The following is a 24,579-nucleotide window of genomic DNA, read 5'->3' on the forward strand; positions in this document are numbered from 1 at the left end:
GAAAGCTGCTCCTAGTACGAGAGGACCGGAGTGGACGAACCTCTGGTGTTCGGGTTGTCACGCCAGTGGCATTGCCCGGTAGCTATGTTCGGACAGGATAACCGCTGAAAGCATCTAAGCGGGAAGCCCCTTCCAAGATGAGATCTCCCTGGGCCCTAGAGGCCCCTGAAGAGCCGTTCAAGACCAGGACGTTGATAGGTCGGGTGTGTAAGCGCTGCGAGGCGTTGAGCTAACCGATACTAATGGCTCGTGCGGCTTGACTATATAACACCCAAGACAATTGGGTTTGACACAACACGGATAACGACGAAAAAATCACTATCACGGCCCAACAAGCCACTGTTCTATCTCATCCCCCAGTGATCAACCGTTTTGTCTGACGACCATAGCGGCCTGGTACCACCTGATCCCATCCCGAACTCAGAAGTGAAACAGGCCTGCGCCGATGGTAGTGTGGTTCGCCCATGTGAGAGTAGGTCATCGTCAGACTCTTAATCCCGAATGCCCCGATGGCTCACGCTACCGGGGCATTTTTTTGCCTGAAAAAGAAGATAGGGGACGGATTTCAAATCCGTCCCCTAGTATGNCCCCTAGTGAAATCCGTCCCCGCTTGGTGATTCGCCAATTCCAGGGTTATGCGTAGGCTTTGAATTAGTGCGGATTTAGTGTTTAATCCAGCGCTTAGTCATTACTGAAGGCAGCGGGCGTAGAGTGGTTGCCATTTACGGACCTATTTTAAAAGTTTATTCACCATAGCGCGCAGAGCAGCCGGTTTTACGGGCTTATAAAGCACATGATAGCCGCGGTCTGTCGCGTCATCTCTTACCTCTTGTGCCATATAGCCGGTAATCAGGATGCCGGGCAGGCGTTTGTCCAGAGCTACGCGCAGCGTGTCCATGGCGTCCAGACCGTTTCTATCGTCGTCTAGCTGATAGTCTGCAAACAAAATTTCGGGAATGTCCGCGCCCAGTTTTGTCCTGGCGTCGTCCAGGCTTTCCGCGGCTGTTATCTGGCATTGCCAGTTGCTCAGCAGCGCCACCATACCCTGAAGAATGGCGGCATCGTTATCAATACACAGCAGATGGCGGCCCTTCAGGCTGGATACCCGTCGAGCCGGGCCATGAGCCTGTACAGGTAGGGGGGTTAGTTTCTCGGCGTCCACTCTGGGCACCGTAATACTGAAAACGCTGCCACGACTCTGCCGCGACTGAACCATCACCGGATGATTGAGCATACCGCTGATGCGGTCGACGATGGCAAGGCCAAGGCCCAGACCTTTCTTGTCGCGCCCATGCTGGAAACGGCGGAACTCTTCAAAAATCTGGGTCAGCTGATCCTCCGGAATGCCTGGCCCTGTGTCCCAGACTTCAATGCGCAGGTAACCATCCAGGCGACGACAGCCCAGCAGGATGCGGCCTTCGGGTGTATAGCGTATGGCATTGGACAGAAAATTCTGGACCACCCGGCGCAAAAGCTTGGCATCTGAGTGGATCCAGGCGGAGCTGGGTACCACATCCAGTTCAAGGTTCTGGTCTTTGGCGATGGCAGAAAAATCGTTTGCCAGCCGGCGGATGATATCGCTAACCGGAAACACGCGGATGTCCGGCTCCAGAGCACCGGCATCCAGTTTGGAGATATCCAGCAGCGTACTGATAATTTCTTCGGCCGCACCCAGGGAGCTGTCGATGTGTTCGACCAATTGCTGGCACTCGGCACTTTGGGCTTTACCTTGTAGGGCAGAGGTAAACAGGCGTGCGGCATTTAAAGGTTGAAGCAGGTCGTGGCTGGCTGACGCGAGAAAGCGTGTTTTACCGTGATTGGCTTGCTCGGCCACAGACTTGGCCTTGAGCATCTGCTCGTTGATCACCTGCAGTTCCTGGGTTCGCTCTTTGACCCGCTGTTCCAGATAGATATTGGTTTCTTTCAGCGCCTGTTCAGTGCGGCGCATGGGTGTTATATCCTGAAATGTCGTGACATAGCCGCCGCCGGGAATCGGCGCGCCTTCAATGCGGATAAACGCGCCATCGGGCCGCTGGCGCTCATAGGACACACGCTGGCCTTGGGTCATGCTGCCAATGCGTTCAGCAACAATTTCATCAATTTTGCGGGCCGACAGGTTTGCGTTAGTCAGCGTGTAGCGAATCAGGTCAGCCGCCGGTCGTCCCAGACGTACAAAACTCTTGGGGTAATTGAACAGTTCAATGTATAGGTGATTCCACACCACCAGCTCCTGCTGATGATTCACCACCGACACGCCAAGGCTGAGGTTTTCAATGGCCGAATGCAGTAGCTCCCGGCTAAACGTCATCGCCTGTGAGGCCTCATCCACAATGCTGACGACGTCTTCAATCTGCATGTCGCGACCGGTCAGGGTCGATTCCAAAACCACACGCGCGGTTGAACCGCCGATAATCGATGCCAGCTGGCGCTCTATGTACTTCATCAAATGTGTTGTTGCAGGCCGCTGTGGGTAAAGGCGGATGGCATTGCGGCGCTCGTAATTGCGAAACACCGTTTCTGCGCGCTCGTCGCCCATGAAGCGATCAGCCAGAGCCTGCAGGTCGGAGGTCAGAATCTCACCCTGCCAGGTTTGCTGGTGCGGGGTTTCGCCGCGGCCGTGAGCGTCTTGAAAATAAGTGGCAATCTGTATTTTTTCACGCACTCGTTGGCGGGTCAGTAAAGACAGCACAATATAAATCGCGGTGTTGGCTCCCAGGCTCCAGATTATGCCGTGGCTAACCTGGTCCAGCTCAGCACCAAACAGTGCCGTGGGTCGGGTCCAACTCATGCCCCAGAGACCTTGCTGAACAAGCGTGTCGTTGATCCAGCCGGTAGATGCCAGTGCAGGCAGAAGCAGAGTGTAGAGCCATAATATAAAGCCTATAAACAGACCCCATACCGCCCCGTTGTGGTTACCACCGCGCCAGACGATTCCGCCCACCAACGCCGGTCCAAGTTGCGCCGCAGCAGCGAACGACAGTAGCCCGAAAGCCGTCAAACTGGTGTCTTCCCCTGCCATTCGATAAAAGCCATACGCTGTTAGTAAAACAGCGAAAATAGCGATGCGGCGAATGCTAAGGAGCAGGTAGCTCAGGTCCGCCTTGCGATTCATTCTTGGACGGAAGAATTTCAACAAAGCCGGCATGATGATTTCGTTGCTGACCATGGTGGCGACCGCCACCGAGCACACAATCACCATCGCCGCCGCTGCGGAGCCGCCCCCCAGAAACGCCAGTACTGCAAGCCAGGTATTGCCGGCCAGTATGGGCAACTGAAGCGTCATAATGTCAGGGTTGTAGTTGGCGCTATCCGGTACGAGCAAGCTGGCAGCGGCAATTGGCAGTACAAAAGCGCTGGCGATGATCAGATAGATAGGCATAGCCCAGCGCGCGGTCTCGAAATCGCGGGGCTCGCTATTTTCAACCACCATAACGTGGAACTGCCGCGGCAGGCAGACAATGGCCACCCCGGCGACCAGGGTTTGGGTAATAAACGCGGTCAGATTCAGGTTTTGGGTTGTCAGCACTCCGGTGAGATCGGCCGCGGCCACCCGCTGTGTAAGGTCGCCAAAACCATTGGAAAAGCCAAACAACACAAACAACCCAACCGCTGAAAAAGCCACCAGTTTGATTACAGATTCAAACGCAATGGCTTGAATCATGCCGCGGTGATGCTCTGTTGATTCCAAATGGCGGGTACCGAATAAAATGGTAAACAGGGCCAAAGCCAACGTGATGTACCAGGCTGAATCGCTCCAGGCGGCGCTACTGAGTTCCTGTACGCCGCCGTGGGGGCTGGACAGCACCGCAAAGCCCATGGCGATGGCTTTTAACTGCAAGGCGATGTAGGGCACGCTGCCGATTAACGCAAAGGCGGCTATCATCGCGGCCAGCAGCTGGGATTTGCCGTAGCGTGAGGCAATAAAGTCGGCTATGGAAGTGCTGCTGTTGCGTTTGCTGATGTGAATGATGCGGCGCAACAGCGGTGCGGCGAACACGAACACCAGTAACGGCCCAAGATAGATGGGTAAAAATCCAAGACCTTCCTGGGTGGCGCGACCAACGGCGCCATAAAAGGTCCAGGAGGAAAAATACACTGCCAGAGACAGCGCGTAGATGTGAGTCCTGGCCAGGCGATGCCGGTATAGCCCCGGGTGGCGGTCGCCTGCCCAAGCCACAAAAAACAGCAGTGAAATGTAGGTGATGGAAATCAGAACCAGCAGCCAGGCGCTTATCATAACGTTCGCTATTCCAGGGCAATGGGGCGCTTGCAGGCCGACATAGGCGCCAGCGTGACGTGCCCTTTATTCATCAGCGGCATACGGTAATCAGTAAGCGGTCGTCCGGTGTCAGTATCTTCATGTTATCAAGGCTGGGGCGGCCATCTGAGGCCAGTGGCACCAGCTCACGATCGGTGCAATTGAGTAGATGTACTCGGTGAGAGACGGAATCAGTCAGTTTTTGCTCGAAGCGGTACAGGGTGAAAAGAACAACATTGTCGTCATTGGCGTTGCGCTGCACGCTGTTGATATCCACCGTCGAGAACGCAGTGACATACGGAAACGCAAAGCTCCAGGGGCGCCAGAACACGGCTTGGCTTTCAGTATTGACCACGACCGCTTCCGAAGGCAGCTGCGCCTGTTTAAAGTCGTACCAGGTGTACTCGCCCTGAATCAGATAGGCCATCATGCCGGCACCGGCAAAGGCCGGAATAATCCACTTTGGCAGGCGTTGGCGGGTTAGGGAGCGTAGCGCTAATGCGATCCCCGCAGCACCCAGGCCGCAGACAGCGGTCGCAACAAGTGTCCAGAACATATGGTTTTCCTTAAAAAAAGAAACGGGCTCCTTTTTCAAGGTAGCCCGTTTGGTTTCAATTGCTCAATGTTACCACTGATTTAGCAAAAGCTTGTGTTAGTGGCCTTGAGCTTCGCCCGCACCGCGTGGGTAACGAACACTTTCTACCAGTTCCTGGATCTCGATGGGTGGCTCTTCAGTCGCGTGGGACAAACCGAAGGCTACCGTAAAGTTGACGACGGCACCAATCGCACCGATCGACAGTGGGGAGATCCCGAATACCCAGTTTTCCGGGATATCGGCCAGGTTGTTGGTGCCCGGGATGAACAACCATCCTTTGTACACAAAGATGTACGTCAGGGTGAAGGCCAGACCGGCTAGCATACCGGCAATCGCGCCTTTGTTGTTCACTCGCTTGGAGAAGATCCCCATCATCAGAGCCGGAAAGAGTGACGCAGCTGCGATACCGAAGGCCAGTGCCACGACCTGAGCGGCGAACCCGGGAGGGTTGGCTCCCAGGTAGGTGGCCACCACTATGGCAACCGCCATGGATATCCTCGCGGCCAGCAACTCTCCCTTATCCGTAATGCCGGGGTTGATTGAGCCCTTTATCAGGTCGTGACTGACTGCCGAGGATATCGCCAGCAACAGCCCCGCCGCCGTTGACAGTGCCGCTGCCAGACCACCCGCGGCGATCAGTCCGATGACCCAGCCGGGCAGGTTGGCGATCTCCGGGTTGGCCAGTACCAGAATGTCCCGGTTCACCACCATTTCGTTGCCATTCCAGCCACGGGATTGAGCGGTTTCTTCAAACGCCGGAGTGTCGTTGTAAAGCTGAATCCGGCCGTCCTGGTTCTTGTCTTCATAAGTGATCAGACCGGTCACTTCCCATGCCTTGACCCATTGCGGACGGTTATCGTACTCGATAGGAGCAGCCGCTGTACCATCAGGGTAGATGGTGGTCATCAGGTTCAGTCGGGCCATGGAGGCTACGGCCGGTGCAGTCAGGTAGAGCAGGGCAATGAACACCAGTGCCCAGCCAGCAGTCCAGCGCGCATCGGCAACCTTCGGAACCGTAAAGAAGCGGATGATGACGTGTGGCAGACCGGCCGTACCGATCATCAGTGTCAGGGTAAACAGAACCATGTTCAGCTTGTTGTCCACGTTCGCCGTGTACTCGTTGAAGCCAAGGTCGGTGATGACCTGATTCAGCTTGGTGAGAATCGGCAGCCCCGAGTCAATGTGGGTGGAGAACAGGCCCAGCGCCGGTATAGGGTTACCGGTCAGCTCCAGCGAGATAAACACCGCGGGGATGGTGTAGGCCATAATCAGAACGCAGTACTGAGCCACCTGAGTGTAGGTAATGCCCTTCATGCCGCCCATAACGGAGTAGCTGAAAATAACCACCGCTGCGATCATCAGACCGGTTGTAGAATCTACTTCGAGGAAGCGGGAAAAGGCCACGCCAGCACCGGCCATCTGGCCGATAACATAGGTCAGAGAGGCCACGATCAGGCAGATAACGGCGACCAAGCGCGCTTTATTACTGTAGAAGCGGTCACCGATGAACTCGGGCACGGTGAACTTGCCAAACTTCCTCAGGTAAGGAGCGAGCAGCATGGCAAGCAGCACATAGCCGCCGGTCCAGCCCATCAGGAAGGTGGAGTTGGCGTAACCACCCGCGGCAATCAGGCCCGCCATGGAGATGAAAGACGCCGCCGACATCCAGTCTGCACCGATCGCCATACCATTGGTGATCGGGTGAATGCCGCCACCGGCAACGTAGAAGTCACTTGTGCTACCGGCTCTCGCCCAGATAGCAATGCCGATGTAGAGTAGGAAGGAACCCCCTACGAAGATAAGATTAATCGCAAATTGGCTCATTGTTATTATTCCTCGCCTACGCCGAATTTTTCGTCCAGCTTGTTCATGCGCCAGGCATAGAAAAAGATCAGAACGATAAATGTGAGAATGGATCCTTGTTGGGCAAACCAAAAACCAAGATCTGTTCCGCCAACCGCGATGCCAGACAGCATGGGGCGAAGCAGAATGCCAAAACCGTATGAAACCAAAGCCCATATAATAAGGCTTCCGTAAATCAGGCGGAGGTTCGCCTTCCAGTACTGCTCAGCGTTTTCGCTATGACCTGACATAGAGTACTCCTGTTATTATTGTGGAGTTTGCGGGATTACCTTATTGACTTTGGTGCAATGCGAGCCTCAGTGATATTAGCAAAAGGTCTAAAACTCTGGATTTTGACGGGTTTACGGTTGAAATTTGAGAACTGGCGCAGACGCTTCAGCTCGATATGGGCCATGGCTTTGCAAATGGCGCTGCTAAAACCGTTGCATATTTCTCAGGCGGCGCTGGTAACGCAATTTGTCGCTGAGTTGGGCCAGGGTGTGAATGCCCTGTTGTGCGGCCTGGTTGAGAGCAATTAACGTGAGCTCGGCGGTGACCATGGCGTCAGCTGCCGCGTGATGACGGGCACTGGCGTGCAAACCGAAGGTGTCAGCCCAGTTGTCCAGGCCTTTGCCCTGCTTGTTGGCGCTTGGAAAAAAGGTGGGCATTAGCTCTGCAACGTCCAGCCAGATGTGATTTTCGCCGTAGCCCAGCACCGCGCACAGGGTTTTTTCCAGGAACTTCTGATCAAACGCCGAATGATAGGCCAGAATGGGATCACCATTCATCCAGTCCAGAAGGTGCAACAGAGCGTCTTCGGTTTCGTGGCCGTCGGTCAGTGCTTCGGGGCCAATGCCGTGAATCAGCACGGTTTTACGGATATCCAGTTCTGGCCGGCGCAGTATCAGGTCAAACTGATCGTCTAGCGGTATGGCATTGTTGTTGATAGCCACGGCGCCTATGGCGATCATCTGATCTTTGGCCGGGTTCAGCCCTGTGGTTTCCAGGTCGAGCACAATTAATCGCGAAGTCATCAATGGCTGTTTGCCAATTGTTTTGGGGTTCGGCAGGTTCGTGGTGTCTATCTCACCGCGCTTTTTGCGCTCCAGCCACTGTTTCAGAAAGTCGATCATAATCAGGCCCCGGGGCTAGAGCTGGTACGCCAGTTCCAGCTTCTGTTGCAGGCGCTGGGCCTGGCGGAAAGATTCGCGGAGTATTCGACGGTCCAGCGGGTTCAGGTCATCTGGATCAATGTAGTTGGTTAGTGGTTCTTTGTTTTCCAGCATTTCATTGTGTGCCCGTATACGGATGGCCTGTATCAGGCTGTAGGCTTCCTTCCAGGCATTGGCATCTTTCGCGTCGAACACGCCTTTGCGAGCCAGTTCATCCATCCGCTCCAGAGTGTTCGCAGCGCCTACACCGTTAGCCAGGGCGAACACCCGCACGGCTTCAACGAAGGGTGCCAGGCCCTGACGTTTCAGATCCAGCGCGTGTTTTTTACCATCGCTGACATAGCGAAAGCTGCGGAACATGGTCAGTGGCGGCTTACGGGTAACGGCGTTGCCCGCCAGCATTTTCTGAAATAGGGGATTGTTGCCGATGCGCTTCAGGGCTGTCTGGAATAGCTCGCTCAATGGCTCGCTGGGACCAAACACCGCGCGCATGTCCAGGAATATAGACGAATACACCAGGTTCTGCGGTGTCGAGGCATCGATAAAGCGCACGAACCAGTCGTCCCATTCGGCGCCGCTTAAGCACAGTTTCGGGTTGCTGGCCATAATATTACCCTTGCACAGGGTGAAACCACATTCTGCCAGCTCGTCGTTCACGATGCGCGCGAACGGCAGCAGTTTCTCTCGCACTTGATCTTCCGTCATACCTGCCGGCGTGGTGAACAATATGCCGTTGTCCTGATCGGTTAACAGGGTTTGCTCCTGGCGACCCTCGCTGCCGAACGTCAGCCAGGTGAACGCTATGCCGGGATCGTTTTTGGCGATGTTCAATTCTAATACACGGCGCACAGTGACGTCGTTCAGGGTCGTAATGATTTTTACAATCTGGCCGGAATCGGCGCCGTGGGCCAACATGGAATCAACCAGGCGCGAAACATCCGCGCGCAGGCTTACCAGGGTGCGCAGGTGGGTGGCGGTGCCGATGGTGCGTGCAAGGTTGACCAGGTCTACCCGCTGCGATGCAAACAGGTCCCGTTCTGACACAACGCCAATCAATTTGTTCTCGTCGTCCACCACGCAAATGTGGGCAAAGTGATGCTCCGCCATCAGCATGGCGGCTGCAAAGGCATCTTCTTTTGCCAACAATGAGCAGGGGTTCGGTGTCATAACGTGCCGAATCGGTGCGCTCAGGGGAGCCTTTTCTTCGGCAATCAGTGTGCGCAAGTCGCGCAATGTGAAAATGCCCACCGGGTGTCGGTTGTCGTCGGTGATGACAATGCTGCCTACGCTGTTTTCATGCATGCGCGCCACAGCTTTGCGCACCGGCAAGTCGGGTGTGCACACAATAGGATTGCGCAGGGCGAAGCGTTCCAGCGGCGAGTCTAACGTAAAATTCGAACCAATCGACGCCATGGCGCCGGACTGTATGCGTTGATTCACCTGATCTAGCAGACTGCTAACGCCGCGCAGGCAAAAGTCGCGGAAGGTATCGCTTTGGGTAAACAGAGTGACAAAAGCTTCATGCTCAATGCTCAGGCAGAATGTGTCGCCCACCGACCGGTGCAGGGTGCGGGTAGGCCGCTCACCCACAAGTGCGGCCAGTGGAAAGCAGTCCCCCAGGCCAATCTCGAAAGTGGTTTCGGTGCGATCGTCCCTGCTATTCAGTCGCTCGCCACGGATCCGACCCTGCTTTACAACGTAAAATTGGTTAGCAACACCGTCGTCCGCAGACAAAACCACCTCGTCATTAGCGTAAAAACGTAGCGTAGAATGCTCCGCAAAGTGCGCTAGATGGTCTTCTTCCATATTGGAGAAAGGCGGATGATTTTGCAGAAAAGCCATAACGGCCCGGGTATTTTGTGGGCGATTCTGGTCTTGAGAGGCTGCTGCCATAGTCGGTTTCACTCTGTCGACAACGGGTGGATGTGCTTACAGTCTAGTGCAGGCGTCGCCGGATTGCTTTATAGCGTCGCAGGCCAGTGGTAAAGTTCGCCGCATCAGGAACCATTGATAATACTGTCATGACTATCAAAGAAGATCGACTGCGTTTTCTCGCTGAAATGGGCGATGTAAAACGTATAAAACGGCCCAACAAAGCCGACGTTGTGGTGCCCCGCGAGTTGACCCCCGGCCACCTGGAGCGCCAGCGGGCGGCCATCGCGTTGCCGCTGAAAGACACCAATCCGCTCACGGCGGACATGGTTGAGCCTTTGACCGCTCAGGATATTCTGAGCTGGAAACGCCCCGGCGTTCAGAACGGCGTGTTTCGTAAATTACGTCTGGGTTACTACCCCAGCGAAGCCAAGCTGGACTTGCACGGGATGACGGTAGACGAAGCCCGGCGCCAGGTGTTTGGTTTTGTTAATGACTGTATGCGCTATGACCTACGAACGGTAACGATTCTGCACGGCAAAGGCGAACGCAACCGCGACGGTATCGCCTGGCTCAAAAGTTACCTAGCCAAGTGGTTACCGGAATTGGAGCCGGTGCTGGCGTTTCATACAACGCAAAAGCACCACGGCAGTACCGGCGCCATTTACGTTATGATCCGCAAGAGTGATCGCGAAAAACAGAGTAACAGGGAAGCTCACGACCGGCGCGACTAAGCGTCGCCGATGGCAACCTCAACTATAAACCGGAGAAGTGTATGGCCTATCTGCTGACAAAAAAGACCGCTTTGATCATCGTTTCACTGATCGCCTTGGCAGGCTGCAAAGATCGCGTAATCTGGGAAGATAACGGCGCTATAGAAAAAACCACCGAAAATCGGGAAATCTGGGACACCAACGGCAAAATGGGCAATGGCGATCGCCCGATTTGGGTTAATAAAGACGGCGAAAAAGTCGTGAAGTAATGAAAATGCCCCGGGCCTTTGGAATAGTTGGTAAAAGCTCGATCAGGGCTTCTCTAACGATGCTTGCCGCCATCTTTCTCGCTGCCTGCAATCCGTTTGATGAAGCGCGACCCATGATGGACGAATACGTGGAGCGCCTGGGCCGTGTGTTGGAGACCGACCCTCAGTTCAGCGAGCCGGCCCCGGCGCCTATTTTACCGCGCCGCCGTGAACGAGTTTTGGACATGCCCGAGCTGGAACTCGGAATGCTGGACTTTCTGTCGCTCTACGGCTGTGATCTGCAGTTTGTTGTCGGTGAGAAGAATTCCATCATGGGCAAGGTTATGCAGCCGCTGAATCGTTTGCGGTACGAACTGCGTTTCATTGCCAGCGCTGAAAAATGCCTGCAAAGCAGCGTTGATGATGGGGATAAAGATCTGCAGGACACGTTGCGGCAAGCCATCAGCAGTAAACGCGAGAACCTGCCTATCGCGCTTTGGAACGCAACCTGGGGTGTTGAGGAAGTTGAGAACCTGTTTACCACCAGCAAGGGATTTTATCCGGTGATTGCTGAAAATCCGCTGTCGGACCTTGCCCGTGAAGCTGTGCAGTTAGAGAGCGTGGCGCGGCGTCTTCTTAATGGCGAATTGGATCAGAATCTGGATTTTGCTGGGGCCGTGCAACAGCGTTGGCAGGCCGAGTATCACGCCGGTCAGTTAATCAACAGCGCCCTGCTAGTGGCGGCGAGACTGAATGACGGCACGGAGCTGATTCAACGCCGGTTGGCGCAGCGCCCTCTGTGCTTGAATGGCAAGCCCAACAATCAGTCCACCATCGTGCATGATATGTTTTTCAGTGTTTACATTGGCAAGGTGCAGCCGTATCTGGCGGATCTGCGCCGTGCCCGAACTGATTTGCTGGAGCCCCTGGCGCAGCTGGCGCAGATTCAAACCGCCGTGATGCCGCAGAGTTTCCAACGCTGGCAGGCCCGTGCTTTGCCCGCCGAGGCCGGTGTTGAGAGCGCTGTTGAGAGCGCAAGCGTGTGGGCTGATCTGGACCAGGCCTTGGCCGAACACACCCGCGGCTGGCAGCAGCTTTTGGAGCAGTGCGGCTTGCGCCCGGGTGCGTAGCGCGTGCCGATTAACGAACAGTACTTAACGAACAGTACTTAACAAACAGTACCTAGCAGAATGCGCTTAACAAAAAGCACCTAACGCTGACTTTCAGGCGTTACCCGCAGAATTTCTTCAACGCTGGTCAGCCCGGCGGCCACCTTTTGCGCGCCACTCAGGCGCAATGACTTCATGCCGCTCTTGTAAGCGTCCGCACGCAACTGCTCCAGTTCACAGCCCTCGGTGATTTGTCGCACCATGGCGCTGGACAACTCCAGTATCTCATAGACGCCCGAGCGGCCAATGTAGCCGGTCTGGCGGCACTCCAGGCATCCTGCCGGCTGATAGAATTCTTTTGGCAGAGGCGCACGCCAGGGCTGGGTCAGGGTTTTCCATGCATGTTCATCGGGCTCGCAGGCCTCTTTGCAATGGGGGCAGAGGTTTCGGGTCAGGCGTTGAGCCATAATGCCCAGCACCGTCGCGCGAATCAGGTACGGGGGAATGCCCAGCTCCATCAGTCGGGTGATGGCACTGGGGGCATCGTTGGTGTGCAGGGTGCTAAGAACCAGGTGGCCCGTCAGGGCGGCCTGTACCGCCATTTCTGCGGTTTCCAGATCACGGATTTCGCCAATCATGATGATGTCAGGGTCTTGCCGCAGCAGTGCCCGAACGCCTGCGGCGAAGGTCAGGTCAATATTGGTCTGCACTTGCATCTGGTTAAATGCCGGCTCCACCATTTCAATGGGGTCTTCAATGGTGCATACGTTCAGTTCTGGCGTGGCAAGCTGTTTGAGCGTGGAGTACAGGGTGGTGGTTTTACCCGAGCCAGTAGGGCCGGTGACCAGCACGATACCGTGGGGTCGGCTGGTAATGCCGTTCCAGCGTTCGCAGTCTTCACGGCTGAAACCCAGCTGTTCGTAGGATTTCAGCAGTACGTCCGGGTCAAAAATCCGCAGCACCATTTTTTCGCCAAAGGCGGTGGGCAGTGTGGCCAGGCGCAGCTCTACTTCTTGATTGTCCGGCTTGCGGGTTTTTATACGCCCATCCTGGGGTCGGCGTTTTTCGGCCACGTTCAGCCTGCCCAGTATCTTCAGGCGACTGGTAACGGCTGTGCCTACGTGGCCAGGAAATTCGTACACCGAATGCAACACGCCATCAATGCGAAAGCGCACCCGGGTAATGCCGCGGCGCGGCTCAATGTGAATATCAGACGCGCGCTGGTCAAAGGCGTATTGCAACAGCCAGTCGACAATTTTCACCACGTGTTGATCATTGGCTTCGGGCTTGTTGCTGGTTCCCAGGTCCAGCAACTGCTCGAAGTTCTGGTGGCCCGCCAGTGACCCTTTAGCCTGGCCACCGCTGGCTTTATCTACTGAACTGGCAAGCTGATAGAACTCCTGGGTATAACGGCGTAAGTCCTCGGGATTGACGACCACCCGTTTTAACTCTTTGTGCACGGCCTGACGCAGGTTGTGTTCCCACTCCGAACGAAAGGGTTCGGCACTGGCGATAAACACCTCGTCATTATGAATTTCTACTGCCAAAATACCGTGGCGCTGGGCGAAGGCGAAGGACATCACCCGCGCGATGGCCACGGTGTCAATTTTCAACGGGTCAATATGGTAGTAATCCTGCCCGGCCCAGTCGGCCAGCCATTGAGTCAGCCGCTCCAGATTCAGGGTTTGCCCGGAACGCTGACTGTTCAGAGCAGCAATAGCGACCAGTTCCAGTGGGTGGCGCGGTACTGTGTCGCCTCCGGCGCTGCCAAGGTTAGCCGACATCACACGTTCGGCGTCGGTTTGCAGAATGTCGCCGCTGCTGACCAAAGCCGTGCAAATATCCCGCAGGGTCAGCGTCGCTCTAGCCGGCGCCTGCGGTACCTTGGCTTGCGGTACTCTGGCGTTCGGTACTCTGGCCTTCGGTATTCCGGCTTGCTGTACTTTGGCCGGCGGGCGTTTGTCACGGGGAGGCACTGAAGCCATAAGCTGGACGTCCGTTGCAGTCATCGGAAGGGAAAAACGTGTTGTGTCACTAACACTCAGGCCGTTTCGGGCCGATTTACCTTAAGATGAATCATCGCCACAGTAAACAGCAGGAAAGTTAGCGCTGTTGTTATTACCGGCCCGATAGCGCCTTCACTGAGCCAAGCGGACACCACGCCTTGGGTGAAATAGAAAATGATAACGAAGGCCAGCCAGATATAGGCGCGACTGTTGCCGCGATACACCGGCACAATAAAACCTACCAGAGGTAACAGTTTTACCGCCAGTATCATGGTGATGGAGACGCCTTCCTCCGGCCCCGGGAAAAAAGTGGTCACCACCAGGGTAATAATAGTGGCCAGATAGAGTGCCAGAGTAATACGTGCCGTTATGAGTGCTTTCGGGTTACGCAACATGTCAGAAATCCGCAATTGTTTAAGGTAATTCCGCGACAGCGGACTAATCGGCCAGCTTCAACGCCAGACGAGCCAGGCGCTCGCCAAACGCTTGGCAAAGAATCTGTTCGTGTTCGCTCAGTGGCAGCTGTTCGCCGGTGCCGGCGAAATGGCTAGGACCATAGGGTGTGCCGCCGGTCGTGGTAGCACCCAGCGCTGGTTCGCTGTAGGGCAGGCCGCACAGCACCATGCCATGGTGGAGCAATGGCAGCATCATCGACAGCAATGTGGTCTCCTGGCCGCCATGGAGGCTGCCGGTTGACGTAAAGGCTCCGGCGGGCTTGCCAGCCAAGGCGCCGGCGAGCCACAAATCGCCGGTAGTATCCAGGAAGTGCTTCAGCGGCGCGGCCATATTGCCAAAGCGGGTAGGGCTGCCAATGGCCAAACCAGAGCAGGCAGCCAAATCGTCCTTACTGACATAGGGTGCGCCTTTATCGGGCACCGGCGGCACTGCGCTGGTGGTTTCTGGTGCCACCGGCGGCACGCTGCGAATTCGCGCCTGCATACCGGTCACCCGGGCAACACCGCGGGCAATGCGATTGGCCATGTCGGCGGTTTGGCCGGTGCGGCTGTAATACAGAATCAGCACGTAGGGAGCCGGTGCGGTCATGGCAAAAATCCTCAAAATGTCAGCTTGGTAAAATTTATTTACAGAATAGTCAGTACGTTTTCCGGAGGTCGGCCGATGACCGCTTTGCCATTTGCCTGCACAATAGGGCGTTCAATCAGGCGCGGGTTTGCCACCATTGCCGCAATCAGCTGCTGCCGGCTAAGGTCGGCGTTGTCCAGTGCCAGTTGTTTGTATTCTGGTTCTTTACGGCGCATCAATTGCCGTGGCTCCAGCGCAAGCTGTTGCAAAATGATGTCCAACTCTGGCGCTGTCGGTGGCGTATCCAGATAACGTATAATGTGAGGCTTGATGCCGTGGCCCGTTAATAGCTCCAGAGCCTGGCGGGATTTTGAACAACGGGGATTGTGGAAAATCCGGGTGGGTTCTGTCATCTTCTTGCCTGGTTGTAGGTGTGTAATTGTAAGTGCGTAATAGTAGATGCGTGACGTGCGAATGTGAATTCGTAGGCGTGGAGTTTAACAGGAGGACTTTGCTTGCAATACCCTGAGACCGGCTTTGCCCTTAATACCAGCCGCCTGGCGGCTATTGCATGTTTGTTTGCCGCGATGGTTGCGCTGGCGGGTTGTAGCAAGATTGAGCTGGAGCGCAATGAAGGCGCGCCGCTTGTGTGGAGCGATCTGCGCGGGCAATGGGTATTGGTGAATTACTGGGCCGAGTGGTGTAAGCCCTGCCTGAAGGAAATTCCCGAGCTGAATGCCTTGAGCCAGAACCCGGCTATCACTGTGCTAGGCGTTAACTTTGATGGTATCAGCGGTGCCGAACTGCGCCAGCTGGGTGAGCGCATGGCTATTGGCTTTGATCTGCTGAATCAGGACCCGGGCCCGCAGTTTGGCTGGCAAACGCCGATTGCGTTGCCGGCTACGCTGGTTATAAACCCGCAGGGCGAGTTACAGCAGGTGCTGTTTGGCGAACAGACTCAGGCCAGTATTCGCGCCGCTATCGGCCTTTGAATGGCCGCTGATAGCGGCCGGCTGTATTTGTGTTATTCGTATTTTTGTTTTAATCAGGATTATCTGCAATGACTGCCCAGACCTTTGTACATCTTCGCATTCACTCTGAACACTCCCTGGTGGATGGTCTGGTACGGGTAAAGCCGTTGATCAAACGGGTGGTGGAGCTGGGCATGCCTGCCGTTGGGCTCACCGAACAGTCCAATATGTTTTCATTGGTGCGATTTTACAAAGCCGCGCTTGGCGCCGGGGTTAAGCCCATTATTGGTGCTGATTTGTGGCTCGAAAACCCGGACGAGCCAGAGAGCCCGTTTCGCACAACCCTGCTGGCCAGTAACAACGACGGCTACCTGAACCTGACCGAAATTGTTTCGCTGGGTTATACCGAGGGTCAGCGTTTTGGCAAGCCCATCATTAAGCGCGAATGGCTGGAAGCTCGCAGCCAGGGCCTGATTATGCTCTCGGGTGGCAAAATGGGCGATGTCGCCAAGGCGATGTTGTCAGACAAACCCAAACTTGCCCGCGACCGGGCCTGCTATTGGCGTGACCTGTATCCCGGCAGTTTTTATCTGGAGCTTCAGCGTACTGGCCGTGCGGGTGATGAAGACTGCTTGCATCTAAATGTGGAACTGGCGGCTGAATTGGGCTTGCCGGTGGTGGCCACCAACGATGTCCACTTTATTTATGCGGAAGACTTCGAGGCTCACGAAGCGCGGGTATGCATTGGCGAAAGCCGCACTCTGGACGATCCTCGCCGCGACCGCCGCTTTAGTGACCAGCAGCACCTGCGCAGTTCTGAAGAAATGATCGAGCTGTTTGCCGACATTCCAGAAGCCGTGGAAAACACCCTGGCCATCGCCCGCCGCTGCTCGGTCACCGTGCGCATGGGCGAATACTTTCTGCCCAACTACCCCGTGCCTGAAGGCATGACCATGGACGATTACTTTCGCCAGGTGTCGGAAGAAGGGTTGGAAGATCGTCTGGCCAAAACCCTGCCCAAAGACGATCCGGATTATGACAGCAAGCGTCAGGCCTATTACGACCGGCTGAAATTTGAACTGGATATCATCATCCAGATGGGTTTTCCCGGCTACTTTCTGATCGTGATGGACTTTATCAAGTGGGCAAAGAACAACGGCGTGCCGGTAGGACCGGGCCGTGGTTCCGGTGCCGGTTCCCTGGTGGCCTACGCTCAGTTGATTACCGACCTGGACCCGCTGCAATACGATCTGCTGTTCGAGCGCTTTTTGAACCCCGAACGGGTCTCCATGCCCGACTTCGACGTCGACTTCTGTATGGAAGGCCGCGATCGGGTCATCGCCTATGTGGCCGAAAAATACGGTCGCGAAGCGGTATCGCAGATAATAACGTTCGGTACCATGGCCGCCAAAGCCGTGGTGCGTGACGTAGCAAGGGTGCAGGGCAAGTCTTACGGGCTGGCGGACAAACTGTCCAAAATGATCCCGTTTGAAGTGGGTATGACCCTGGCCAAGGCCGTAGAGCAGGAACCGTCACTCAAAGAGTTTCTGGCGCAGGATGAAGAGGCCCAGGAAATCTGGGAAATGGCGATCAAGCTTGAAGGCGTGTGCCGTAACGCTGGCAAACACGCCGGCGGTGTGGTGATTGCGCCAACCAAGATCACCGACTTTTCGCCGTTGTATTGCGACGACGACGGCGGCAGCCTGGTAACCCAGTTCGACAAAAACGATGTGGAAGACGCCGGCCTGGTGAAGTTCGACTTTCTCGGCCTGCGCACGCTGACCATCATCGATTGGGCGCTGAAAATGATCAATCCGCGGCGGGAAAAGCGCGGGTTAAAGCCGTTGGACATCAGCGAAATTCCGCTGGACGACGCGGCCTCGTTCGTGATGCTGAAAAAGGCCGAAACCACCGCCGTGTTCCAGCTGGAATCCCGCGGTATGAAAGACCTGATCCGGCGCCTGCAACCGGATTCCCTGGAAGACATGATCGCCCTGGTGGCGCTGTTCCGCCCCGGCCCCTTGCAGTCGGGCATGGTAGACGACTTTATTGACCGAAAGCATGGCAAGCAGCCGATGTCTTTCCCGCACCCGGATTATCAGTATGAAGGCCTGAAGCCGGTATTGGAGCCCACCTACGGCGTTATCCTGTACCAGGAACAGGTTATGCAGATCGCCCAGGTGATGGGGGGTTACAGTCTGGGTAACGCGGACATGTTACGCCGCGCAATGGGTAAGAAAAAACCCGAAGAAATGGCCAAGCAGAAGCAATTTTTTCTGGATGGCTGTGCTGGCAATAATATTGATAAGACCTTGGCGGAAAACATCTTCGATCTGGTGGAAAAGTTTGCCGGTTACGGTTTTAACAAATCCCACTCCGCCGCTTATGCTCTGGTGTCTTACCAAACCCTCTGGTTAAAGACTCACTACACCGCCGAGTTTATGGCCGCCGTGCTCACCGCCGATATGCAGAACACCGACAAGGTGGTTACGCTGGTGGAAGAGTGCCGTAGCTTGAAACTGGAGTTGGTGCTGCCGGATGTCAGTACCTCGGAATACGCCTTCACCGCCAATGACGATGGCCAGGTGGTGTATGGCCTGGGTGCTATCAAAGGCTTGGGTGAGGGGCCCATTAATAGCATTGTGACGGCGCGAAAAGAAGACGGGCCGTTTATTGACCTGTTCGACTTTTGCCGCCGGGTTGATCTGAAAAAGGTGAACAAACGCGCGCTGGAAGCGATGATTCGCGCTGGCGCTATGGACAAGTTAGGCGCCGGCCGAGCCCAGCTGATGGCCAGCATCGGAAAAGCCATACTACAGGCCGGTCAGCAGTCGCGTAATGAAGCCGCCGGCATGGTGGACATGTTTGGCGATATGCTGGAAACCGCCGCTGACGTAGATGCCTACACCGATGTGGCCGATATTCGTGAGTGGCCGGAAAAACAACGCCTTAAAGGTGAAAAAGACACGCTTGGGCTATATCTGACCGGGCATCCGTTTGACGAATACGAGCGCGAAGTTCGGCGCTTCGTGCGCTCCTCGATCGCCGACCTGAAACCCAATAAATCGCCACAACGGGTAGCCGGGCTGGTGGTGGCGCAGCGCACCATGAAAACGCGCACCGGTTCCACCATGTGCTTTATTACCCTGGATGATCGCAGTGGGCGCATCGAAGCGACGCTTTTTTCCGAAGCGTTTTTTGAAAACCGCGAGCTGTTGCAGTCAGATCAGGTGATTGTAGTGGAAGGTCAGGTCAGCCACGATGACTACTCTGGGCAGATGAAGATGCGGGTCAATTCGGTGATGGACGTAGCCAGCGCCCGCCAGCAGTTCAGCCGCGGTTTGCAGTTGAAACTGAATGAAAGCCAGCTTGGCAATGGCCTGCTGGACTCACTGGAACAATTGCTGGCGCCGCATCGCTGCGAAGGTAGCCCGGTGTGGATTGAGTACACCAGTCCGGCCGCCAGCACTCGTATTGAGCTGGGTTCATCCTGGCGGGTAGAGCCCAACGACAGCCTGTTGCTGGAGCTGAAATACCTGGTGGGCGACCGCAGCGTGGAACTGGTCTATGATTAAAGGCAATACTTACTTACCTTATTTGTTTGCTGCGCTGGCCGAGGCGGGCGTGGCATCGTAAAGATTACCATTTTGTCAGGTAGGTGCAGTCAGACCAATGTCCGCTTTAGGCTCGGCGACTGCGCTGTTATCTTTGACTCAAATTCCGGCCTGGTAGCTGCGGCTGCCACGAATTCAAATGATGGAACACAATGAACCCTAATTATCTCGATTTCGAACAGCCCATTGCCGATCTGGAAGCCAAAATCGAAGAGCTGCGGATGGTGGGCAACGACACCGACATCAACATCACCGATGAAATTGCCCGGCTCAAGAAAAAGAGCGTTAGCCTGACGGAGAGCATTTTCTCTGACCTCAAACCGTGGGATGTTACGCGTTTGGCGCGGCATCCGCGCAGGCCTTACACGCTCGATTACATCGAGATGTTGTTTGACGATTTCGATGAGCTGCACGGTGATCGGCGCTACGCCGACGACTATTCGATGGTGGGTGGTACAGCCCGTATTAATGATAGGCCGGTTATGGTACTTGGCCACCAGAAAGGCCGTGAGGTGCGCGAGAAAGTGAAGCGTAACTTCGGTATGCCGCGCCCGGAAGGTTACCGTAAAGCTTTGCGGCTGATGGAAATGGCCGAGCGTTTCAAAATGCCAATTTTGACCTTTATCGACACCCCGGGCGCTTATCCCGGTATCGGTGCGGAAGAACGCGGACAGAGTGAAGCCATTGCGTTCAACCTGGCGGTTATGTCGCGCTTGAAAACGCCAATAATCTCCACCGTTATCGGCGAGGGCGGTTCAGGCGGTGCACTGGCTATTGGTGTGTGCGATCAGCTGAACATGCTGCAGTATTCCACCTACGCGGTTATTTCCCCGGAAGGTTGTGCGTCCATTTTGTGGAAAAGCGCAGACTACGCATCGGAAGCCGCCGCAGCCATGGGCGTAACGGCAGATCGCCTGAAAGATCTGGGCCTGGCGGATAACGTGATCAAAGAACCCCTGGGTGGCGCTCACCGTAAGCCTCAAGATATGGCCAATTCGCTTAAGGCGACGCTAACGGAAGGTCTAGCCGAGTTGACCCGCTTGCCTCTGGACGAACTGGCTGCAAGGCGCTATGAGCGCCTGACCCACTATGACAGTGGACGTTAGCCACAGCGCCCCAGCCTGGCCATCGCCGCTGCGCGATCTGGCCAGGCAGCTTCCCCAGCATGACCGTCTGTGTATTGCCTTTAGTGGCGGTCTGGATTCTTCTTTACTGTTGCATCTGTTCGCGGCGATTACGCCGGCCTCCATTGCCTTATCTGCGCTCCACATCAATCACCAGTTACAGCCTAATGCTGCAGAGGTGGACGCCTTTTGCCGCGATGTCTGCGCGCGCTTGAGCGTGCCCCTGCGCGTCGTATCCGTGACGGTGCCAGTCAAAGCAGAAGGTGTCGGGGGCCTGGAGCAGGCTGCGCGCGCAGCCCGCTACGGTGTATTTGAGCAATATTTGCGTGCCGATGAGCTGTTATTGCTGGCCCACCACGGCGACGATCAACTGGAAACCGTATTGTTCCGTCTTTTTCGCGGCAGTGGCGTGGCGGGTCTGGCAGGCATGCCATTCACCCGTGCCCTGGGTGCAGGTGCTCTGGCGCGACCGTTGCTTGAGTTTTCCCGTGCTCAGCTGGAAGCCTGGGCCGAGGGCGCCGGGCTGCCGTGGATAGAAGACCCTAGCAACAGCGACCAACGTTTTGATCGCAATTACCTGCGCAATAGCGTGATTCCACCGCTAAAAAGCCGCTGGCCATCGTTCATACGGCGTGTAGAGGCATCAGCCCGCGGCTGTGCCGACAGCCATACGCTAAACCAAAAGCTGGCGCAGCTTCAGTGGCATGCCTGCGATGGGGTCTATCAGCACAGCCAGCCATATTCGCTGGACCAGCGTGCGTTTGCTGAACTGTCGCCCCCGGAACAGGGCAACCTGCTGCGCTGGTGGTGCCAGTCTTGCGGCTTACCTGCGCCTGTGTCCGCAGACTGGCAGCGGACTCTGGCAGGGTTAATGGATGCTGCTGCAGATCGTGAGCCGGAACTGTTGGGGCAGGGCTATAGCGTTCGACGCTTTCAGCACAGACTGTATCTTGTGGCAGCGCAAAACCCCTTGCCGGAAGGCTCGCAGTCGGTTTTACCGCAGCAGACGCTGCGCTGGGGAGAGTGGACATTGGCGTTGGCCTGGCAAAGTAACGACCACAATCAAGGCAACGATCAGCAAATTGGGCCGCCGCCAATACGGGTATCTACGAGGCAGGGCGGCGAACGCATCCGCCTTTACCCTGAAGGACCGGCAAAAGTCGTGAAAAAATGGCTGCAGGAGCAGGCAGTGCCACCTTGGGAAAGAGCCCGTTTGCCCTTGGTTTTTGCGGGTTGCGGCGCTGCCGAGGAGTTAATTGCAGTGGGCTCTTTATGGTGTTCGGAAAAATACAGTGGAAGCGCTCCTTCAAGTGGCTGGCGGCTGATTGTGGGGCGGGATTGTGATTGAGCAGGTTGGGGCTTTCTGGTAGTCTGACGTCCCATCTTGAGATGACAATCTCCCCCCTCCACAGAACCTGACAATCATGGAATCTGCATGACGCGTTATATTTTCGTCACCGGCGGTGTTGTGTCCTCACTTGGGAAAGGAATCGCATCGGCCTCACTGGCCGCGATCCTTGAGGCGCGCGGCCTGAAGGTAACCATCCTCAAGCTGGACCCGTACATTAACGTAGACCCGGGAACAATGAGCCCGTTCCAGCACGGTGAAGTGTTTGTCACCGACGACGGCGCCGAAACCGACTTGGATCTTGGCCACTACGAGCGCTTTATTCGCACCCCGATGACCCGCCGGAACAACTTCACTGCCGGCCGCGTCTACGAAGAAGTGATTCGTAAAGAACGCCGTGGCGATTATCTCGGCGGCACCGTGCAGGTTATTCCCCACATTACCGATGAAATTAAACGCCGTGTGATTGAAGGCGCCGCAGGCGTCGACGTGGCGCTGGTGGAAGTGGGCGGCACCGTAGGCGACATTGAATCCTTGCCGTTTTTGGAAGCCTGTCGGCAACTGAAAGTGGAAGTAGGTTCCAGCCGCGCTTTGTTTATGCACCTTACCCTGGTGCCCTACATTGCCACGGCCGGCGAAATCAAAACCAAACCGACCCAGCACTCGGTGAAGGAAATGCGCTCCATCGGCCTGCAGCCAGACATTCTGCTGTGCCGCTCCGATCACGAAGTGGATGCCAGCTCGCGACGCAAGATTGCTCTGTTCACCAACGTCGAAGAGCGTGCGGTTATCCCCCTGCGTGATGCCAAATCGATTTATGTCATTCCGCGTATGCTGCACGACCATGGTCTGGACCAGCTGGTAATCGAGCGTTTCAACCTGGATGCCCGCGAAGCCGACCTGAGCGAATGGGATAACGTGGTTGAATCCCTGATGAACCCGCAGCACGAAGTGACCATTGCCATGGTTGGCAAATACATGGAGCTGCTGGAAGCTTATAAGTCGCTGATTGAATCCCTGCTACACGCCGGAATCAAAACCCGCACCAAGGTTAATATTAACTACATCGACTCGGAAGACATCGAGCGTGACGGCACCGGCGTGTTGGAAAATGTTGATGCTATTTTGGTGCCTGGCGGTTTTGGCGAGCGCGGCGTGGAAGGCAAAATCCGCACCGTACAGTACGCCCGCGAGAACAAGGTGCCTTACCTGGGTATCTGTCTGGGTATGCAGGTAGCGGTGATTGAATACGCCCGCAATATGGCCGGTCTGACAGACGCCCACAGCACCGAGTTCCGTCCCCACAGCCCCGAACCGGTCGTTGGTTTGATCACCGAATGGCTGGATGCCAGCGGTGAGCGCGAAGAGCGTACCGATAACTCCGACCTTGGCGGCACCATGCGCCTGGGGGGCCAGGATTGCGTGCTGGCCGAGGGTTCCAATATTGCTAACTGCTACGGACGCAAAACCATTCGCGAGCGTCACCGTCACCGTTACGAAGTGAACAACCACTTTCTGCTGCGCCTGGAAGAAGCCGGCCTGAAAGTGTCTGGTCGTTCTACCGATGGCAAACTGGTGGAAGTGGTAGAAGTGGAAGACCATCCCTGGTTTGTGGCGTGTCAGTTCCACCCGGAATTCACCTCTACACCCCGCGATGGCCATTCGTTGTTCAAGGGGTTTGTGGAAGCCGCCCTGGCACATCGCAAGGAGCACTGATTCATGGCCCAGAACACCGTTACCGTTAGCGATATCGAGATAGCCAACCACAAGCCATTCGTGCTGTTTGCGGGCATGAACGTACTGGAATCCCGCGAGCTGGCATTCGAGGTCGCTGAAACTTACGTAGAGGTGTGCCGTAAACTGGGCATACCCTATGTGTTCAAGGCCTCTTTCGATAAGGCTAACCGCTCTTCGGTGAACTCGTTCCGCGGGCCGGGGCTGAACAAAGGCTTGCAAATACTGGCAGATATCAAAGCCCGGTTCGATGTGCCGATTATTTCCGATGTGCACGAAGCCGCCCAGGCCGCGCCTGCAGCAGAGGTGTGCGACATTATTCAGCTGCCCGCGTTCTTGAGCCGCCAGACCGATCTGGTGGTGGCCATGGCAAAAACCGGCGCGGTCATCAATATCAAGAAAGCCCAGTTTCTGGCACCGCAAGAGATGAAACATATCATCGCCAAGTTCGGGGAAGCCGGCACTGACCGGATAATTCTGTGTGAGCGCGGCAGCAGCTTTGGTTACAACAACCTGGTGGTGGACATGCTTGGCTTTGGCATCATGAAGTCCATGAACGTGCCGGTCATGTTCGACGTAACCCACTCGTTACAAATGCCCGGTGGACGCGCCGATTCCGCCGGCGGCCGCCGTGCGCAAGTGACGGAATTGGCGCTGGCAGGCATGTCCCAGGGCCTGGCCGGTCTCTTCCTGGAAGCTCATCCAAATCCGGACGAAGCGATGTGCGACGGACCCTGTGCGCTGCGACTGAGTCAGCTGGAGCCGTTCCTGGAAAGAGTGAAAGCCGTCGACGACCTGGTAAAAAGCTTTAAACCCATCGACACCGCCTGATTGGCGGTATTTCAGTATGAGTACGAACAACGGGAGAGAGCGGGGAACGGCTTTGCGAAAATTTGCGTAGCCATGGATGGCGGAGCCTAAGCGCCCCATGGATGGGCTCGAGCGTTTTT

Annotated in this window: 19 protein-coding genes and 2 rRNA genes; 11 read left to right on the forward strand and 10 right to left on the reverse strand. The window is 55.9% G+C overall.

From position 1 onward, the window contains the following. Both A3OI_RS0106235 and rrf read left to right on the forward strand, forming a co-directional pair. Nucleotides 1-264: ribosomal RNA gene (locus tag A3OI_RS0106235) — 23S ribosomal RNA — on the forward strand; the annotation flags it as partial. Between the two features lie 111 nt (nt 265-375). Further along, a 5S ribosomal RNA gene (gene rrf, locus A3OI_RS0106240) occupies nt 376-489 on the forward strand. A gap of 241 nt (nt 490-730) precedes the next feature. Here rrf and A3OI_RS0106245 read toward each other — a convergent pair. The 6 genes from A3OI_RS0106245 to A3OI_RS0106270 all read right to left on the reverse strand — a co-directional run bounded on the left by A3OI_RS0106245 (nt 731) and on the right by A3OI_RS0106270 (nt 9,760). Continuing rightward, on the reverse strand, nt 731-4,237 hold the full coding sequence (locus tag A3OI_RS0106245; protein ID WP_018403446.1) for a hybrid sensor histidine kinase/response regulator: 3,507 nt from the start codon (nt 4,235-4,237) through the stop codon (nt 731-733). Between the two features lie 73 nt (nt 4,238-4,310). Continuing rightward, on the reverse strand, nt 4,311-4,814 hold the full coding sequence (locus A3OI_RS0106250; protein ID WP_018403447.1) for a hypothetical protein: 504 nt from the start codon (nt 4,812-4,814) through the stop codon (nt 4,311-4,313). Between the two features lie 96 nt (nt 4,815-4,910). Further along, entirely contained in the window at nt 4,911-6,677 is a 1,767-nt protein-coding gene (locus A3OI_RS0106255; protein WP_018403448.1) for a sodium:solute symporter family protein, read from the reverse strand. 5 nt (nt 6,678-6,682) lie between these two features. Then, nucleotides 6,683-6,946 carry a DUF4212 domain-containing protein gene (locus A3OI_RS0106260; protein ID WP_007351267.1) on the reverse strand — a complete coding sequence of 88 codons (264 nt, stop codon included), beginning with the start codon at nt 6,944-6,946 and terminating at the stop codon, nt 6,683-6,685. Between the two features lie 183 nt (nt 6,947-7,129). Beyond that, nucleotides 7,130-7,828 carry a 3'-5' exonuclease gene (locus tag A3OI_RS0106265; RefSeq protein ID WP_018403449.1) on the reverse strand — a complete coding sequence of 233 codons (699 nt, stop codon included), beginning with the start codon at nt 7,826-7,828 and terminating at the stop codon, nt 7,130-7,132. Nucleotides 7,829-7,843: 15 nt separating this feature from the next. After that, complete coding sequence (locus A3OI_RS0106270) at nt 7,844-9,760, reverse strand: putative nucleotidyltransferase substrate binding domain-containing protein (RefSeq protein ID WP_018403450.1); 1,917 nt, start codon at nt 9,758-9,760, stop codon at nt 7,844-7,846. A gap of 128 nt (nt 9,761-9,888) precedes the next feature. On the opposite strand from A3OI_RS0106270, the gene smrA reads away from it, so the two are divergent. Genes smrA through A3OI_RS0106285 form a run of 3 tightly spaced genes read left to right on the forward strand, consistent with a single transcriptional unit; the run spans nt 9,889 to nt 11,830 of the window. Continuing rightward, a complete protein-coding gene (smrA, locus tag A3OI_RS0106275) occupies nt 9,889-10,473 on the forward strand; it encodes a DNA endonuclease SmrA (protein WP_018403451.1) in 585 nt (194 codons plus the stop codon). A gap of 41 nt (nt 10,474-10,514) precedes the next feature. Beyond that, a complete protein-coding gene (locus A3OI_RS0106280; RefSeq protein WP_007351263.1) occupies nt 10,515-10,721 on the forward strand; it encodes a hypothetical protein in 207 nt (68 codons plus the stop codon). Between the two features lie 59 nt (nt 10,722-10,780). Continuing rightward, nucleotides 10,781-11,830 (forward strand): DUF3080 domain-containing protein, encoded by a 1,050-nt coding sequence (locus tag A3OI_RS0106285; RefSeq protein WP_018403452.1) that lies wholly within the window; start codon nt 10,781-10,783, stop codon nt 11,828-11,830. Between the two features lie 80 nt (nt 11,831-11,910). On the opposite strand, the gene A3OI_RS0106290 is transcribed toward A3OI_RS0106285, so the two are convergent. Genes A3OI_RS0106290 through arsC form a run of 4 tightly spaced genes read right to left on the reverse strand, consistent with a single transcriptional unit; the run spans nt 11,911 to nt 15,251 of the window. Continuing rightward, nucleotides 11,911-13,794, reverse strand: a complete 1,884-nt coding sequence (locus A3OI_RS0106290) for a GspE/PulE family protein (protein ID WP_018403453.1) — start codon at nt 13,792-13,794, stop codon at nt 11,911-11,913. A gap of 56 nt (nt 13,795-13,850) precedes the next feature. Then, complete coding sequence (locus tag A3OI_RS0106295) at nt 13,851-14,210, reverse strand: DUF2069 domain-containing protein (RefSeq protein ID WP_018403454.1); 360 nt, start codon at nt 14,208-14,210, stop codon at nt 13,851-13,853. Between the two features lie 43 nt (nt 14,211-14,253). Beyond that, on the reverse strand, nt 14,254-14,859 hold the full coding sequence (gene wrbA / locus A3OI_RS0106300; protein ID WP_018403455.1) for an NAD(P)H:quinone oxidoreductase: 606 nt from the start codon (nt 14,857-14,859) through the stop codon (nt 14,254-14,256). 38 nt (nt 14,860-14,897) lie between these two features. After that, on the reverse strand, nt 14,898-15,251 hold the full coding sequence (gene arsC, locus A3OI_RS0106305; protein WP_018403456.1) for an arsenate reductase (glutaredoxin): 354 nt from the start codon (nt 15,249-15,251) through the stop codon (nt 14,898-14,900). 102 nt (nt 15,252-15,353) lie between these two features. On the opposite strand from arsC, the gene A3OI_RS0106310 reads away from it, so the two are divergent. From A3OI_RS0106310 to kdsA, 6 genes are all read left to right on the forward strand, one after another. Further along, on the forward strand, nt 15,354-15,830 hold the full coding sequence (locus A3OI_RS0106310; RefSeq protein WP_018403457.1) for a TlpA family protein disulfide reductase: 477 nt from the start codon (nt 15,354-15,356) through the stop codon (nt 15,828-15,830). A gap of 68 nt (nt 15,831-15,898) precedes the next feature. After that, nucleotides 15,899-19,384: a DNA polymerase III subunit alpha gene (gene dnaE / locus A3OI_RS0106315; RefSeq protein ID WP_018403458.1), complete on the forward strand. Its 3,486-nt coding sequence runs from the start codon at nt 15,899-15,901 to the stop codon at nt 19,382-19,384. A gap of 191 nt (nt 19,385-19,575) precedes the next feature. Next, a complete protein-coding gene (gene accA, locus A3OI_RS0106320) occupies nt 19,576-20,529 on the forward strand; it encodes an acetyl-CoA carboxylase carboxyl transferase subunit alpha (RefSeq protein WP_018403459.1) in 954 nt (317 codons plus the stop codon). Next, nucleotides 20,513-21,895, forward strand: a complete 1,383-nt coding sequence (tilS, locus tag A3OI_RS0106325) for a tRNA lysidine(34) synthetase TilS (RefSeq protein WP_018403460.1) — start codon at nt 20,513-20,515, stop codon at nt 21,893-21,895. The genes accA and tilS overlap by 17 nt, the downstream gene beginning before the upstream one ends. 87 nt (nt 21,896-21,982) lie before the next feature. Beyond that, complete coding sequence (locus tag A3OI_RS0106330) at nt 21,983-23,611, forward strand: CTP synthase (RefSeq protein WP_018403461.1); 1,629 nt, start codon at nt 21,983-21,985, stop codon at nt 23,609-23,611. A gap of 3 nt (nt 23,612-23,614) precedes the next feature. Further along, nucleotides 23,615-24,460 carry a 3-deoxy-8-phosphooctulonate synthase gene (kdsA, locus tag A3OI_RS0106335; RefSeq protein WP_018403462.1) on the forward strand — a complete coding sequence of 282 codons (846 nt, stop codon included), beginning with the start codon at nt 23,615-23,617 and terminating at the stop codon, nt 24,458-24,460. Nucleotides 24,461-24,579: the final 119 nt, after the last annotated feature.

The sequence above is a fragment of the Marinobacter gelidimuriae genome, from assembly GCF_000372805.1.
Lineage (GTDB): Bacteria > Pseudomonadota > Gammaproteobacteria > Pseudomonadales > Oleiphilaceae > Marinobacter > Marinobacter gelidimuriae.

What these genes read in the sequence shown, in the direction of transcription:
- A3OI_RS0106245 (WP_018403446.1), bottom strand. Translation starts at nt 4,237, where the DNA reads ATGATAAGCGCCTGGCTGCTGGTTCTGATTTCCATCACCTACATTTCA.
- A3OI_RS0106250 (WP_018403447.1), bottom strand. Translation starts at nt 4,814, where the DNA reads ATGTTCTGGACACTTGTTGCGACCGCTGTCTGCGGCCTGGGTGCTGCG.
- A3OI_RS0106255 (WP_018403448.1), bottom strand. Translation starts at nt 6,677, where the DNA reads ATGAGCCAATTTGCGATTAATCTTATCTTCGTAGGGGGTTCCTTCCTA.
- A3OI_RS0106260 (WP_007351267.1), bottom strand. Translation starts at nt 6,946, where the DNA reads ATGTCAGGTCATAGCGAAAACGCTGAGCAGTACTGGAAGGCGAACCTC.
- A3OI_RS0106265 (WP_018403449.1), bottom strand. Translation starts at nt 7,828, where the DNA reads ATGATCGACTTTCTGAAACAGTGGCTGGAGCGCAAAAAGCGCGGTGAG.
- A3OI_RS0106270 (WP_018403450.1), bottom strand. Translation starts at nt 9,760, where the DNA reads ATGGCAGCAGCCTCTCAAGACCAGAATCGCCCACAAAATACCCGGGCC.
- smrA (WP_018403451.1), top strand. Translation starts at nt 9,889, where the DNA reads ATGACTATCAAAGAAGATCGACTGCGTTTTCTCGCTGAAATGGGCGAT.
- A3OI_RS0106280 (WP_007351263.1), top strand. Translation starts at nt 10,515, where the DNA reads ATGGCCTATCTGCTGACAAAAAAGACCGCTTTGATCATCGTTTCACTG.
- A3OI_RS0106285 (WP_018403452.1), top strand. Translation starts at nt 10,781, where the DNA reads ATGCTTGCCGCCATCTTTCTCGCTGCCTGCAATCCGTTTGATGAAGCG.
- A3OI_RS0106290 (WP_018403453.1), bottom strand. Translation starts at nt 13,794, where the DNA reads ATGGCTTCAGTGCCTCCCCGTGACAAACGCCCGCCGGCCAAAGTACAG.
- A3OI_RS0106295 (WP_018403454.1), bottom strand. Translation starts at nt 14,210, where the DNA reads ATGTTGCGTAACCCGAAAGCACTCATAACGGCACGTATTACTCTGGCA.
- wrbA (WP_018403455.1), bottom strand. Translation starts at nt 14,859, where the DNA reads ATGACCGCACCGGCTCCCTACGTGCTGATTCTGTATTACAGCCGCACC.
- arsC (WP_018403456.1), bottom strand. Translation starts at nt 15,251, where the DNA reads ATGACAGAACCCACCCGGATTTTCCACAATCCCCGTTGTTCAAAATCC.
- dnaE (WP_018403458.1), top strand. Translation starts at nt 15,899, where the DNA reads ATGACTGCCCAGACCTTTGTACATCTTCGCATTCACTCTGAACACTCC.
- accA (WP_018403459.1), top strand. Translation starts at nt 19,576, where the DNA reads ATGAACCCTAATTATCTCGATTTCGAACAGCCCATTGCCGATCTGGAA.
- tilS (WP_018403460.1), top strand. Translation starts at nt 20,513, where the DNA reads ATGACAGTGGACGTTAGCCACAGCGCCCCAGCCTGGCCATCGCCGCTG.
- A3OI_RS0106330 (WP_018403461.1), top strand. Translation starts at nt 21,983, where the DNA reads ATGACGCGTTATATTTTCGTCACCGGCGGTGTTGTGTCCTCACTTGGG.
- kdsA (WP_018403462.1), top strand. Translation starts at nt 23,615, where the DNA reads ATGGCCCAGAACACCGTTACCGTTAGCGATATCGAGATAGCCAACCAC.